The organism is Psychromonas sp. (assembly GCF_983033635.1).
This window is the reverse complement of record NZ_CEZLMY010000081.1, coordinates 1-15,559: the sequence shown is the minus strand read 5'-3', so window position 1 is coordinate 15,559 and position 15,559 is coordinate 1. Positions and strand designations below refer to the sequence as shown.

Below are 15,559 nucleotides of genomic sequence, written 5' to 3'. Positions count from 1 at the left end.
AATTGAGTGTTACTCGTGATGAGTAAAGCTATATTAACGATAAATGAGTATAAATATTTCTTTTAACAGACTGATTGATACTCATTAATCACTGTAATAGCTAAGGCTACTTAATATTTTTATTGAAGTTTTCTGGCGCTACCCAATTATGAAGAGGGGAGTGATCACCTAGTTTTTTTCCATTGGACTCAATCACCTCTTTATACCAATGCCCAGAATCTTTGACTGTTCGCTTTTGCGTTGCATAATCAACATGGACCATTCCAAATCGCTGACTGTATCCTTCTGCCCATTCAAAATTATCAAGAATAGACCACTGAAAATAACCAATGATATCAGTGCCATTTTCAATTGCTTGTTTCGTACCTAAAAGGTAACGGTTTAAGAAATCGATGCGTTTTGGATCATGCACCTTACCATCTAAACTAACCCAGTCATTTAAACTTAAGCCGTTTTCGGTAACGATAATCGGTTTTTTATAACGCTCATACAAAAATTGCGTGCCCCAGCGAAGAGACTCCGGGCTGACAGGCCATTTAAAATAGGTCATAGGGTGATCGCTCGGGTAGTCTACCACCTCTGGTTTGCCATCAATTCCCGCTTTAACTAACGCAGAACTATAAACATTAAAACCAACAAAATCTAAAGGCTGGCAGATAATATCCATATCCCCCTCTTTAATGGTTGGCGCGTCATCTGCAAATAGTGCCAGCCCGTCTTCTGGATATTCTCCTTTAAAAGCCGGATCCATCCACCAAGTGGCGTTAAACATAGAGTCATCAAGCATATTGAATGTATGCTGACGAGCGGCTTCAATATCCTCGGGAGAGTGACTAAAAGGAACGGCAGTGCGAAAGCAGGGAGCCGCGCCCACTTTGGCGGGGGATTTCGCCTCTTCTCTAATGATTTTTACCGCTTTACCATGTGCTAAAAGTGCATTATGCCAGGCTCTATTGACCTCTTTATTGGCCAGCTGTAAGCCCGGGGCATGTGTCCCATTTTGATGTCCATTGCCAATAAAACAAGCTTGCTCATTTAAGGTAAACCAATGGCTAACTCTGTCTGAAAGTTTATCAACAATAACGCGGGTGTATTCTGCAAACCAGTCACTTGAGTCATCATTTAACCAGCCGCCTTTATGAAAAAGCGCCATGGGGTAATCCCAATGAAAAAGAGTAACCCAAGGGTCAATGCCTTTACTTAATAATTCATCAATTAAACGATCATAATAATCTAACCCTTGAGCATTTACTTTGCCAATACCCTGAGGCATAACGCGAGGCCACATGATACTTAGTCGGTATGCCTGCAGTGACATATCACTCATAATGGCCACATCTTCTTTATAGCGATTGTAATGATCACAAGCTATAAACCCGGTATTACCGCCATGGACAAAGCCTTTTTTACGACTGCACATATCCCATACTGACTCTTGGCAGCCATCAATAAGTTGTGTGTTACCTTCAATCTGGTAACTCGCTGCAGCAGCGCCCCATATAAAATCATCTTTAAATGTCATTTTAAACCTCATATTCAGTAAAATATTTTCTGCTAAATTACATTTTGCTGTTGCTAGTAAATGGGATATTACGCAATTAATAAATTTCTTAATATCATACTGGCAGCAAATAAACTGGTGAATAAATCGATCATTACTTGTTTGATAAATGGCATCTTATGCCTTGCAATATAATGAAAGTTATTTTTCATGCTGTTAAATGTACTTAACTTAATAACGCTTGTGTGGTTAATTACTGGCTATTTGTAATACTATCCTGTCAAAATCGGGTTGGTATTTGATTGATGTATTGAGGTGTGAACTAACTCTTGAAAATAAGCAGTTAAAGTGATTTTGGCTGGCGTATTCAGGCTTTGCATAGTTGTTATGCAGCCTTGGGCTAGCATCACCATATTGAATACAAAATCGTTTTACAATCTCATTGAGCCGGGAAATATTTATTGGAAAACAAATGGGATCGTGTATTGCCTTTTGCCTTGATAAGCAAAAGATGAAAAATAATCGACTCAGTCATGCTCTCTCAACAGCAAGAGAAAACAGGGTGCACAGAGCCTAGCCCGCTCATAAATCTGAACTGGCGTTCAATTTGATCCATGATTTTCCTTGCTAAAGCGTTTGTTCATCACAAGAAAATGGAAGGGAATACCTTGCCGAGTTGGTTTGCTGTTTTAGAAGCTAAAAAAGGTTTGGGTATCCCGACTTTTTCATATGATTAATTATATTTATCTGGGGCCTCTATATTTGCTTATTCTTTGATCTTGGGGCTTTTCAATATTTTGCCTTCGCAGCATAATGTGCAGGAAAACACACAAATATTTAAATCGCCTGTAACCTTCTATATTTATTAAAAATAAAGAGACAAATGGAGAGGTTACAGGACAAAAAGCGAATAAGGATCTTTTCGTGAAAACGTTAATTGCAACAATGTTAGGTCTTCTTTTATTAACTGCTTGTAGTGGAACTAATCGCTACCAATTTGTACAAAAGGAGGCGAAAAAACGTATTGAACATTATAAAAAGCACCCCGATGAAATAGAAAAAGATGTCAGATCCGCGGTCATTATGTTTTCTCAACTTGAAAAAAATATAGATAAAATATGGGGAGAAAAAGAAATACAACTTCCGCAGAGAAAAAAATATGTTAAATATACTAATAATTATCAGGATCGGGCTTTTATCGATTTTGAGAAGGGAATTGTTCGTGTTGAAACAATTTCAAAATATTCATCTTTGACACATTTAAAAAGCGCCATTGTCACTACATTACTGACACCTGATTCAGTAAATGATGTAGATATTTTTTCATCAAAAGAGATCCCTGAATTAAAAGCAGAGCCATTTTTATATAAGCAGGTTTTAGATGAAGATAAACAGCCAATTAGATGGAAATGGAGAGCAGAACGTTATGCTCAGAACCTAATCGATAATAAGTTAGAAACTAAATATAGCGGTAATAAAAAAATATATTCAGTGGAATTTGACTTAGTTAAAAATAGTGAAGAGATCCGCAGCTATAAGTATTCGACTTTAGTTCAGCAAGCCAGTAAACGTTATAACATTAAAGAAAGCCTTATTTACGCAATAATTAAAACCGAAAGCAGTTTTAACCCTTATGCAGTTTCTCATGCAAATGCTTATGGTTTGATGCAGGTTATCCCTAAAACGGCTGGTAAAGATGTTTTCCAAAAGGTAAAAAATCGTCAAGATCAACCAACGAAAGCTTACCTATTTTCACCAAGTAATAATATAGATACTGGAACGGCATATTTAAAGATTTTGAATACAAGATACCTGAAAGATGTAAAAAACGATTTAGGTCGGCATTATGCTGTGATATCCGCCTATAACGGAGGCGCTGGTAATGTATTTAAAACGTTTCATTCCAATAGAACGGAAGCGGTGAAGGTGATGAATAGAAAAAATAGTCAGCAGATTTATGATAATTTAACAACTAAAAACCCGATTGCTGAAGCTCGTAATTATTTGTATAAGGTAAATAAATACGAAAAAGAATTTATTAATACTTTGCAATAATTGATAAAGGGCGTAATACAAATCTTTTATCTACGAAGTGCAATAGTATAATGGCGATAGGGCGTATATTGCATTTTTAGCCTATTGTCTTTTGGGAGTTTTCTTGAGTTATAACTTATTATTTTTACTGGTTGTTGTTTTTTTAAGTGCAGGGCTGCCGACACAGGCCGTGCCCTTATTGCAGTTCAAATTAGAAAGTGATTTTTCTGCGGAATTCCAACAGGCAATGCAGTCTGCTGATATTCCCGGGGCCGCTTTTGCCATTGTTCGCGGCGACCAGGTTTCTGCTATGGAAACCTATGGTATTAGAGGTAAAAAAGCGCCTCAAGCAGTTAACCCGCAGACAGTATTCAGGCTCGCTTCGGTATCAAAAACATTTTCCGCAGAGCTGGCCGCGCTGATGGTTGAGCAGAATAAATTTTCCTGGAACGATCCTATTGTTGAATACATCCCTGAATTTAAGCTTAAAAAAGCCGGGCAGGCTGAAAAGATAACTATCAAACATATACTTAGCCACAGTAGTGGTTTAGTACCAAATGCCTTCGACGGTTATTTAAAAGGGCGGTTTGTATTTAGCCAGGTTATTGATAAATTTTCTGCATTAGAGCCGGCCTGCTCCGCGGGTAAATGTTACGGTTATCAGAATGTATTATTTAGCTTTATTGAAGAAGTGGTCGAGCGTAATGCAGGAAAAACCTACGAAGAAGTGATGCAGAACATGATCTTCTCGCCGCTGGATATGGTTAATGCCAGTGTTGGTTATGATGCTTATCAGGATACGGCGAATAAAGCTTATCCACATATTACAGTCAGTCGTCGTGGTCCCTGGCACCAGGTTAAGGTTAACCCGGATTTTTATAAAGTCGGTGCGGCTGCTGGTGTGAATGCCAGCATTGAGGATATGAGCAAGTGGCTTATCGCGCAGTTAGGCAATACCCCAGAGGTTATTTCAGAGCCGCTCTTAGATAAAGTCAGGGAGCCGGTTGTTCGCACTGTTAAAGATTTAAGACGCAGAAGCTGGAAGGGCATTATTGATGATGCTCATTACGGCATCGGCTGGCGGGTATATCAGTATAAAGATGATACTTTATATCTGCATAGCGGCTGGGTAGAAGGGTTTAGAGCGCTGATTGCTTATTCCAAAGAGAAACAGATAGGTTTAGTTTTACTGGCTAATGCAGAATCTCACAGCGTAGACAGTTTAAGCATTAAGTTTTGGCGTTTACTGCTTGCCGAGCCTGACAGTTTAATCCCCTATAAGGCGGCTAATCCTGCTCCGTTAGCTGCTCCGTTGTGGAGTCGTAAGCTGGCGTTTTTTGATTTAAATTTATAGTATTTATAGCAGGATAAAGAAAGGTTTCGCGGGTGCCCGGGCAGGGCTCTGGCGAATTCTTTTAAAAGAGTGATAAAAAAATCTTCAGGGTTATAAGCTGATTTAATGCCTGCAAAAAAGCTTGGCTGTCTAGCCTTCTCTTTCTATTTATTCGCTTAACCTCGCTGGCTTTGATATATCCAAGATTAGTTAAAATGTAATTAAAACATATAATTCACCTTGTTTTGATGTTTCACTTTGTATATTATTGATTTGATTTTTTCCGGCTTTGTATTTGATTCTTTGAATAATGTTTTTTAAGTGTTGTTTGATGGGTAAATAGATGGGCTGGTTTATCAGTGTGATTTTTTTATCTCTTTTAAAATACAATTTATTAAAATAAGGAATGTTTAATATGGACACTGTTTCTACTGAAATAGAACAAGCTGCTGTAAGTAGCAAGGGGCTATTGAATTTTGAGTTTCGTGGTGATGGTACTGAATACTTCAAGATATGGATAGTTAATGTGTTGCTGACTATTGTCACCTTTGGTATCTATTCAGCTTGGGCAAAAGTTAGAAGTAATCAGTATTTTTATTCTAATTTGTATCTTAATAATTCCAACTTTAGTTATTTAGCTGATCCTAAAGCGATATTAAAAAGTCGAATCATTGCTATTTTGGCATTCATCGCTTTTAATGTTATATCTAACTTGAACCCTATTGCAGGCGGTGTTTTGCTAGTATTACTGCTTATTGCAATGCCGTACTTTATTAATAAATCACTTGAATTTAATCACCGCATGTCGGCTTACGCAAATATTCAATTTCGTTTTAAAGCCTCTTATGGTCAAGCCGCTATGGTACTCTTTATTTGGCCTTTAATCGGTGTTTTAACGCTAGGTATTTTATTCCCGTTAGCTATACTCAAATCTAATGAATATTTAGTTAATAACAGTGCTTATGGGACGAGTAAGTTTAGCTTTAAAGCTACTTACAAAGATTATGGAATGATTTTTTTGACCATGATAGGTATCGCAATTGCCTGCGCTTTACCCATTGCCGCTATTAGTTATTTTATTCCTGAAATGTCCATTTTATCATTGCTTCTTATGGGCTGTGCTTATTTTGCTGTGATAGTTTATTTCGTTGTATCAACGAGTAATCTATTTTATAAAAGCACTTCTCTTTTAGATCATCATTTTGATGCCAATTTAACTATGTCCGGGTTAACTAAAGTCATTTTACATAACCTGTTCTTTACTTTAATTACCTTTGGTTTATATCTTCCAGCTGCAAAAGTAAGAGTTGCCAAATATATGAGCTCCTGTTTAGTTATGCATGCTGCGAGTGATTTAGAAGGGTTCTCTGCGGCAGAACAAGAAAATGTTAGTGCTCTTGGTGAAGAGTTTGGGGAAGTATTTGACTTCGCATAATAAGAATCATAAATAATATGTTTATTACAGGGATTTACTTAGATGGAAAAACCAGCAAACGCCATAAAGTGCGTTTGCTGGCTGTAAATGAAAATGAGCCGATCACTTTTATAATAGATGAAGAGGAGCAGCTAAATACTGATCCTATCTCTTGTGAAACGCTTTTTTCATTAGCATTTTCACAATTAAAAATCACTCCTCAGCTTGGTAATACGCCAAGGGAAATCTCTTTTGGTGATAATGAGTTATTTATTACAGAAGATAATAATGGTATTTCGCAATTAATTGCTATTTTTAGTGGATCAAAATCCACTTCTATTTTGCATAAATTAGAAACAAATTTATCTTTGGTAATGATTTTTACACTTGCTACCCTGGCTATTGTCTGGGCCTCTTTTGTTTACGGCATTCCTAAACTATCTGAAACCCTTGCTTACCAATTGCCGGAATTTGTAACTGAAAATTCCACTAGTAGTTTGGATCTTTTAGACGCTACGTTATTTGATCCCTCTGCGCTTGATGAATCGCGTCGTCAGCATATTGATCTTTTATTCCTGCCTTATATTCAAGCTCATGCAAGATTAAAACCTAAGCTTCTATTTCGATCTGGTATGGGGGCCAATGCGTTTGCATTACCGGGAGGAGAAATTGTTTTTACTGATAAGCTTGTTGAATTAGCGGAAAGTGACGATGAATTATTAGCAATACTTTTTCATGAATTAGGGCACCTTGAACATAAGCATATGTTACGGCGGATGCTGCAAGGTTCTATGGTGACTCTGGCGGTAATATTCATTACTGGTGATGTTGATACATTTGATTTAATTACCGGTTTGCCGACTTTATTGGTGGATTTATCTTATTCCCGGCAGTTTGAAAAAGAGGCTGATAGATATGCGTTGGATCAGCTTGATCACTTTGATTTACCACTTGATAGCTTTGCTCAAATTATGCAGCGCTTAGATAGAGATAAAGAAAAATCAAACACATCACAGCGTTCAAAATCTGACTTTTTCTCTACTCATCCACTCACTGAACAACGAATTCTATTTGTTGAACAATATAAAAATGAACTTCAAGCGCATTAGAAAAGCTTTAGAGGTACTGCTTTTTTAGGGATTAAGGAAGGTACAACGACATAGCCGCAGTACCAGAGGCTGGTATAAAGGGTAAACGTAATAACCGCAAAGACGGCTTCACAGACAAAGTAAAATGTTGCGTTTGGGTACTTTGATTGCAATTGATGCAGTTACTTTTTGATCGCTTGCTTGGTATTTACAACGCATCCGAAGTGTAGCGGTTTGTTTAGCCTCTCATCTTCGCAATAAGCTACTTCATCAGACTCTTTGTAAGTGCCTAACCCAATGAAAATAATGCTATAGTTATTCAAGCCAGCCTGTATTTAGTTTGTTTTGCACAATGATTGTGACTCCGGTTTACTCCCCCACGTATTGGAGCTGGCAGTTTGTGAGAAGCCATGAAAAAAACTTCCACTTATAAGAGGCCGGATATATATCCACTAGTTGCTCAGGGTCAATAGTTTAATCACTTAGCCGCAATTAATCTGGCCGAAAGTGACTGATTTGCTATCTTTATTAAAATTGCATTATTGATACGATTATCAGTGTCAGAGCAATGTAGTGAGCCTAACTCACCTTGGAAGGAATCCAAAATGAAGAGTTTCATTAAATTAGCGTCCCTATTATTTTTGCTTCCAATTTTAACCTTTGCAGCTGAAGTGGAGGTATTACATTTTTGGACATCGGCAGGTGAGTCTCGCGCTTTGGTTGAAATTAAGAAGGCTGTTCAGTCTAAGGGACATCAATGGATGGACTTTGCTGTCGACGGCGGTGGCGGTGAAAATGCGAGAGCTGTACTCACTCAGCGTGTTGCAACGGGCTCTGCACCGATAGCTGCGCAGATGAAAGGGACTGAAATTCGTTCTTGGGCAGAGAGAGGTATGCTTGCCAATCTGGATAAACTTGCTTTAGCAGAAAACTGGGACACGATATTACCCCCCTCTATCGGATCACAAATGAAATATAACGGCCATTATGTGGCTGTCCCGGTCAATGTTCATCGTTTGAATTGGTTGTGGGTTAATCTCGAAGTGTTAAAAGCATCTGGTGTTCAAGAGGTACCAACGACACTTGATGATTTTTTCCTTGCTCTTGATAAGATAAAAAAGGCCGGTTACATTGCTCTTGCGCACGGCAGCCAGCCTTGGCAGGACACTGTTTTATTCGAATCTGTTGTTTTAAGCGTTGGCGGACCTGAATTTTATCGGCGCGCCTTTGTAGACTTAAATGAAAGTGTGTTAACAAGTGCCACTATGCAGCGTGCATTCGCGTTGTTTCGTAAACTTAGAAACTATACGGATAGTAGATCGCCAGGACGAGATTGGAATTTGACAACTGCACTCGTCATTCGTGGTAAAGCGGGTATGCAGATTATGGGGGACTGGGCCAAAGGAGAGTTTATTGCGGCAAACATGCAGGCTGGCAAACAATACGCGTGTGTTCCCTCCCCTGGAACCCAAGGTTCTTTTAGCTATACTGTTGATGCTTTTGCCATGTTTAAGGTAAAAAAAGCTGATCAGCTTAAAGCACAGGAAGCATTTGCGAAATCTCTTTTAGAGACAAAAGTGCAGCAGAAATTTAATCAAATAAAGGGTTCGATTCCTGTCCGAGTTGATATTTCAGCAGATGGATTTGATACCTGTGCTCAGGCTTCTATGCGTGATTTTTCGGATGCTGGAAAAAATGGGAGACAATTACCCAGCGTAGCCACTCATATGGCAATGCCTCTCGATAAGCTGACCAATGTTTATGAAGTGGTTTCTGAGTTTTGGAATGACGGCCAATTAAGCCCATTAAAGGCAAGCCAATTATTAGCTGAGGCGGTTAAGTGATCTTGAACTGGGTGTGTGAGGCGTCAACTTCTTTTGGGGACCACTTAGACGGTTGTTTAATTAAGGAGTTAAAGTGCGCGTACCGATGAATTTTTATAATCGACAGCCGTTATTGATAGGAACAAGAGAACTACTTGGTGTCGTTCTTCCTGGGCTGTTTATGTTTGCTATTAGCATTGTCGGCGTGAGGCTGTCTACTGATGTTCAATCAAATCAGGAGTTGCTTCGCGTTCAACAACACCAGCTACTGAACATAGTGGACTCATCTCGATCTGCGCAGCTGTTTTATAAAGACCAACAAGAAAGTTGGCGCAATCTACAAGTAAACGGCATAACTGAAGATGAGTTTGCTCACCATTTACGTGAATATAAAGGTACTGAAAACCTTGTACAGCGGCAATTGCAAATTGTTCGAGATAATTTAATTTCCTTAGATTTAGAGCTGAAATTAACCGATAAATTGATCGCTCAACATATCCGCCTCAGTAAACAAAACGCTCAGTCATTACTTGAATATAATCCAAATTTCCCTGACAAATGGCTTAGTTCAATAGGCCGTGCCCGTGGTTTAGAACAGCAGTTAAGCCCGCGCTTCGGAACTTTGATTGGCTCCGTTATGCTGGAAGCCACTGATAAGATTAATGAGCAAAACGAACAAAGCGAAAAGAGTTGGCAATCAACAAAAACGGGGCTGTTATGGCTTACTGCCATTGGGGTGGCGTTCACAAGTTGGATCGCCTGGCTTATTCAATCAGCTAATAGGCGCTTGGCTCGCGCGCTAGAGACATTACAACTCGCACAAATTGAGCTGGTTCGAACTGAAAAATTAGCAGGCTTGGGTGCACTGGTAGCTGGCGTCTCACACGAATTAAATACACCAATAGGAAATAGCAAAATAATTGCCAACAGTCTGAAACATTGGGTTGAAAATTTATCTCAAGCAGGTGTAAATGGTTCACTAAAGCGGTCTGATTTGACCCTCTTTTGTGATCAAGCTCAGGAAGGCTGCCTGCTCTTGGAAACAAGTTTAAATCGTGCGGTTGAAATTGTCGGTAACTTCAAACAGGTAGCAGTAGATCAGTCGAGCGGTCGTAAAAGGACGTATGATTTAAAAACCGTTATAGACGAAATTGTTAATACCTTGGCTCACCAGTTTAAGTCGACACGATACCAGCTGGTCGCTCAGGTGCCAGAAGGTATTCAAATGAAAGGTTATCCTGGCGTATTAGGGCAGATACTCAATAATCTTATATTAAATGCGCTTCGACATGCCTTTGATGATTTACCTGAAGGACAAGTAACGGTAAATGTCATAGTTCTAGATTCCGAAAGAGTCCGCATCACTGTCAGTGACAATGGTGTTGGTATTCCAGATAAATTACGCAGTAAAATATTCGATCCGTTTTTTACGACCAAGATGGGCTCTGGCGGCAGTGGGTTGGGGCTTTATATCGTTCACAACTTGGTTACAGGCCCCCTTGAAGGTAAATTACGGTTAGATGCAAAATCTCAATCGGGCACTACGTTTGTTTTTGATATGCCTAGAATGATTTCTTCGAATACAAGTGCTGATTTATAAGTAAACGTGAAATTATATGTATGCCGACTGTTGTCAAGCTGAACCGAGTATATGACCTAAAGCAGAAAGTTAGACCTGCAAATATTTTTCTTTGCAAAAGTTGAAAATATTGGAAAAAGCTTTGTGTCTGCGTATGTCCTATACTGGAATAATGGTTATTGGATTTTGTTTTTAGTTACTATTTTTGTTTTCCAGTTACTCTAACAAGAGTAACAATAGGTAACTAGCAAAACAACATTGCCCAGTGGAGTGCGCAGATGGCATTTTTGAGCGAGTCACATATTCCTGCAGTTAAACTGGCTTTCCCCGTTCGTCTGAACCTGCAGCCGATGCTTTTCCTCCCGATTCATGCTGATGGTTATTGCCGCTCGGCTGGCACTGACTTAGGTTTGTCAATAACTTGCGAAGGTGCCTATGTCTGCAAATAAGCGTGCGATCTGGTCATGGGCATTTTACGACTGGGCTAATAGCGCGTTTGCCACGGTAGTGATGGCTGGCTTTTTCCCCCTATTTTTCAAGCAATACTGGTCGGAAGATGTGCCGGTTATCGAAAGTACCTATCACCTGGGAATAATCAACTCAACGGCCAGTTTGATCGTGGTACTAATTTCTCCCTTATTGGGAGTTGTTGCCGATAAGATGGGGCGACGTAAGGGCTTTTTGCTGATTTTCGCTTGCTTGGGAATGGTAATGACCGGGGCGCTGTATTGGGTGGAGCAGGGACAGTGGCTTCTGGCTGCATTGCTTTATATCGCAGGCGTAATCGGCTTTTCCGGCGGCAATCTGTTCTATGACGCCATGCTGACCGTCGTCAGTCCGCTGCGGTCGATAGATCGAGTGTCGGCGCTGGGCTTTGGTCTTGGGTATCTGGGGGGCGGGCTGCTATTCGCCTTTAACGTTTGGATGACTCTGCAACCTGCAAGTTTCGGGCTTGCGGATGCCAGTGAGGCTGTTCGGGTGGCATTTTTATGCACAGCGCTATGGTGGCTGTTGTTCAGTCTGCCCCTGCTGCTATTTGTCCATGAACCGGCCGTTGATAAAATTGCTGCCGTTGTCGCTATCAAAAATGGATTCAAGCAGCTAAGGAAGACCCTCAAACAGATCAGAGCCCTACAGCAAACCTTTCTTTTTTTGCTGGCTTACTGGCTGTATATCGACGGGGTAGATACAATTATCCGCATGGCGGTGGACTATGGCTTGTCGATTGGACTGGCTTCCAACGATCTAATCACCGCGCTGCTGATCACCCAGTTTGTAGGCTTTCCTGCAGCGATTGCCTTCGGCTACATCGGCGAGCGCATCGGCACCAAGCACGGAATTTTGATCGCGTTGGCAGTTTACATCTGCGTTACTCTGTTTAGCGCTTTTATACATGCGGCATGGCAGTTTTATCTATTGGCCGTGATTATCGGGCTGGTTCAGGGCGGCGTGCAGTCTCTTAGCCGTTCGCTATATGCCCGCCTTATCCCGCCCGGGCAAAACGCGGAGTTCTTCGGCTTTTACAATATGCTGGGCAAGTTCGCAGCTGTACTCGGCCCTGTGCTGGTGGGCTGGATCACTTTGCTATCCGGAAGCAACCGGATCGGCATCCTGTCTATTGTGCTGCTGTTCCTTGCCGGTGGTTACCTGCTATTACGCGTTGACATTGCCACGGGGCAGCAAGCGGCTAAGAAGGGCTGATTGCTATTTTTTTAGGACAAACCACTGAATTAGCTTTTTTCTAAATCCGGCTCGCCACAATTAGATAATATTTCTGCTCTTACCTTGTCTTTTAATCGAGTTGCGATTTGCCACTCATCATCACCAGGCTCAACTGCAATAGGATCACCAATTATCATTTCGATCTCCCCTCTGCGCGGAAACCAGTTACGCTCTCTAAGCATAGAGCGAGAACCACGAATAGTAATGGGCACGACCGGACGATGACTTTTTACCGCAGCTAAAAAAGCGCCCATATGAAAAGGAGCAAGCCCTGGTTTGCGCGTAAAAGTCCCCTCAGGAAAGTACATCAGAGAGCCTTTTTGTGCGCCAATCTGGCTCGCATCTTCAACACTTTTTTCAATATCAAAGCGCTCAACAAACTTCACATCTATTCGCTTGAGCAGCAGAGCAAGCAGCCTATTATCAGCCAGTTCGGCCTTAGCGATAAAGCGATAGGGTAATGGCAGGGAGGCAACCAGAATATAGACATCAAGGTAGCTACTGTGATTTGCCACAAAAATGTATGACTTGTCGGCGAACAGTTTATCAATACCACTCACTGTTATTGGTGTCGCACTGGCCCAGGCTAACAATTTACTGGCGTAAGTAATTAATCTTTGTCGAGCAGTTAGCGTCGGTAAAAGTAATAGCAAAGGGCAAACAATAATTGTCAGTTGCACAAATAGTATCCATGTATAAAAAGCATAAGCTCGCGCTTTAACATTACGCCACACTCTTTTTGCCTGCTCTGGTACTCCTGCAAATATAATTTTGCTAAGTTGCCACCATAACGGGGCAGGTTTTTTTCCTACTTTTCCTTGTAAATAAAGCTCTCGGCATGCGCTACGCTTGAGTTTACCACTGGATGTTTTCAGTACTGTATTTGGAGGTGCCAGCACAATTTCATCAGGAGGCAAATCGACAATATCGGCACAGGTATTCAGTATATGCTGGCGCAGCTCCTGTTGTTTTTGCTGATCAGTTTCGCGGGTTTCCACTAATACGACCAGGCGTTCTTTGCCTGTTGCTGTCTCACTGTAACCAAAGGCGACAATCCGGCCACGGCGAACCCCTGCAATTGTCCCTACAGCTTCCTCTATTTCATGGGGATAAATATTTCGCCCTGCGCGGATAATAATATCCTTGCTGCGACCGGTAAGGTATAACTGCCCCTTGTCGAAATAGGCCAGATCGCCGGTATCGAGCCATTGCCCATGAAACAGCTCAGCTGTTTTTTCCGGGTTGCGATAATAGCCTCTGGTGGAAGAGGGGCCCTTAAACTGCAGGTGGCCTTGCTGCCTATCGGGAAGCTCGATATCCATATCGTCTACCACTCGTAGTTCATGAGCAGACAAAGCTTCACCACAAGAGACAAATTCCAGCGCGTTTTTATCACTAGCATCAACGGGAATAGCCTTGCCTTGGTTAGTAAAATAGCTACGGTCAATTCTCTGGATATGCGGAGTGCGATCCGGCTTTGGAAATGCCAGGCCAACTGAAGATTCAGCTAAACCATAAACCGGCCAGTAAGCTTCGCGGTTAAAGCCATATCCGGCAAAGCGTTTACAAAACCTGCGTACCGTATCGGGAATAACGGGCTCTGCGCCATTGCAGGACACTCGCCAAGACGTTAAGTCCAATCCTTTTAGTTGTTCTTCTGCAATGCGATGCACACAAAGATCGTAAGCAAAATTAGGCGCCGCTGAAATCGTTCCGCGATAACGATGTATCGCCCATAACCAACGTTGTGGTCTGGCTAAAAATTCCAGTGGTGACATCACCACCAGGTGAGCTGCGTGGTAAAACATTCCCAGCCAGGCAGCAATAAGTCCCATATCATGATAAAGGGGTAACCAGCTGACAAATATATCTTTTGAAGTCAATTGGGTCGCTACGCCCATTGCTTTAATATTTGCCAGCAGATTGCGGTGACTGAGCTGCACACCTTTTGGATCGGCGGTCGAACCCGATGTGTATTGAATAAAGGCAATGTCATCTTCAGATATGGCCATTTTTACCGGTTGCTCACTATAAGTAGCAAAGTCGTTTGCCGTAAGCACATGTTTTAAGCTAGGTACTAATGAAGTTAATAGGGTTGAATAGCGCTGGATTTCAGGGGTAGTGATCATTACTTCTGCTTGACAGTTTTTCAAAATGGTTTGATGACGTCGAATATAGCTTTCGATTTGGCTCAGGCGCATTGGCGGGTAAATCGGTACGGGTATGGCACCTGCTATGAGTACGCCCATAAAGCTGAAAAAATAATCAGGGCTGCTTGGTAACATCAAGGTTACTTTCGCAGCAGAAGGAAGCTGTTTATCTAACAAACACCAGGCCACTTTATTACTCATTGTTGCCAATTGGGCATAAGTGATCATTTCGCCACGCCCACTGTCCTGGTACATCTCTATCAGCGGTCTGTCGGGGTGTTTCTGTAAGTGCCATTGCAGAACCTCAACAAGCGTTTTCTCATTAAGCGGAGCTTGGTCAACTTCCGCTCCCGGCAGGGCTGCTAATACCTCGTGATCAAATATCTGTTTGTTACCTTGATTGGTTAATATCGCTTTAAGCAGGTCTTGCACAGTTTCCACTGTGGCAAAGGTATTATTTGCTAGTGTGACAGCAAAGGTATGTTCAACGCGGTGGATCAGTTCGACCCGTCCTAAGCTGTCAAACCCCAAATCATGTTCCAGTTTAGAGGTTAAAGTAATGGCTTGTTGTAACTGCCTGCCTGGATGAAGTTCATTAGTCAGTTTGCCTACCTGCTCCAGCAATTGCTGAGCAATTTCAATTTCTTGTCCCTTTTTAATAGAATTTACCTTGGACATGACTTTTCCCCATTTGCCGATAACAATAATATCTCCTTGTCATGTAATAAAAATAGCATGCAATTATGTTCTTCGCCGCAAGTGAAATCCTACGACAAAGCAAATCGGCTATACGGTTAAAACAACTGCACACAAAAAAGCCCCAAGTTAACTTAATAACTTGAGGCTTCTGGAATGCAAAAATCAGCTCGGATAAATCGAGCAGATAATATTACAGAATACGCAGATCATGCTTAG

Annotated in this window: 9 protein-coding genes; 7 read left to right on the top strand and 2 right to left on the bottom strand. The window is 41.2% G+C overall.

Annotated features, from left to right (window positions below):
• Positions 1-106: 106 nt before the first annotated feature.
• Positions 107-1,522, bottom strand: coding sequence for a GH1 family beta-glucosidase (locus tag AC4GME_RS11480; protein WP_490378061.1), 1,416 nt, complete (start codon positions 1,520-1,522; stop codon positions 107-109).
• Between the two features lie 903 nt (positions 1,523-2,425).
• Between AC4GME_RS11480 and mltC the strand changes: the two genes are divergently transcribed.
• From mltC to AC4GME_RS11445, 7 genes are all read left to right on the top strand, one after another.
• Positions 2,426-3,556 (top strand): membrane-bound lytic murein transglycosylase MltC, encoded by a 1,131-nt coding sequence (gene mltC / locus AC4GME_RS11475; RefSeq protein ID WP_490379417.1) that lies wholly within the window; start codon positions 2,426-2,428, stop codon positions 3,554-3,556.
• A 103-nt stretch (positions 3,557-3,659) separates the two neighbouring features.
• Entirely contained in the window at positions 3,660-4,889 is a 1,230-nt protein-coding gene (locus AC4GME_RS11470) for a serine hydrolase domain-containing protein (RefSeq protein ID WP_490378857.1), read from the top strand.
• 394 nt (positions 4,890-5,283) lie between these two features.
• Positions 5,284-6,303, top strand: a complete 1,020-nt coding sequence (locus AC4GME_RS11465) for a YjgN family protein (protein ID WP_490377202.1) — start codon at positions 5,284-5,286, stop codon at positions 6,301-6,303.
• A 17-nt stretch (positions 6,304-6,320) separates the two neighbouring features.
• Entirely contained in the window at positions 6,321-7,391 is a 1,071-nt protein-coding gene (locus AC4GME_RS11460) for a M48 family metallopeptidase (protein WP_490377203.1), read from the top strand.
• Positions 7,392-7,975: 584 nt separating this feature from the next.
• On the top strand, positions 7,976-9,214 hold the full coding sequence (locus AC4GME_RS11455; RefSeq protein WP_490377204.1) for an ABC transporter substrate-binding protein: 1,239 nt from the start codon (positions 7,976-7,978) through the stop codon (positions 9,212-9,214).
• Positions 9,215-9,287: 73 nt separating this feature from the next.
• Positions 9,288-10,793, top strand: coding sequence for a sensor histidine kinase (locus tag AC4GME_RS11450; RefSeq protein WP_490379416.1), 1,506 nt, complete (start codon positions 9,288-9,290; stop codon positions 10,791-10,793).
• 414 nt (positions 10,794-11,207) lie between these two features.
• Positions 11,208-12,473, top strand: a complete 1,266-nt coding sequence (locus AC4GME_RS11445; protein WP_490377206.1) for an MFS transporter — start codon at positions 11,208-11,210, stop codon at positions 12,471-12,473.
• Positions 12,474-12,502: 29 nt separating this feature from the next.
• Here AC4GME_RS11445 and AC4GME_RS11440 read toward each other — a convergent pair whose 3' ends face one another.
• Positions 12,503-15,322 carry an AMP-binding protein gene (locus AC4GME_RS11440; protein WP_490379415.1) on the bottom strand — a complete coding sequence of 940 codons (2,820 nt, stop codon included), beginning with the start codon at positions 15,320-15,322 and terminating at the stop codon, positions 12,503-12,505.
• Positions 15,323-15,559: the final 237 nt, after the last annotated feature.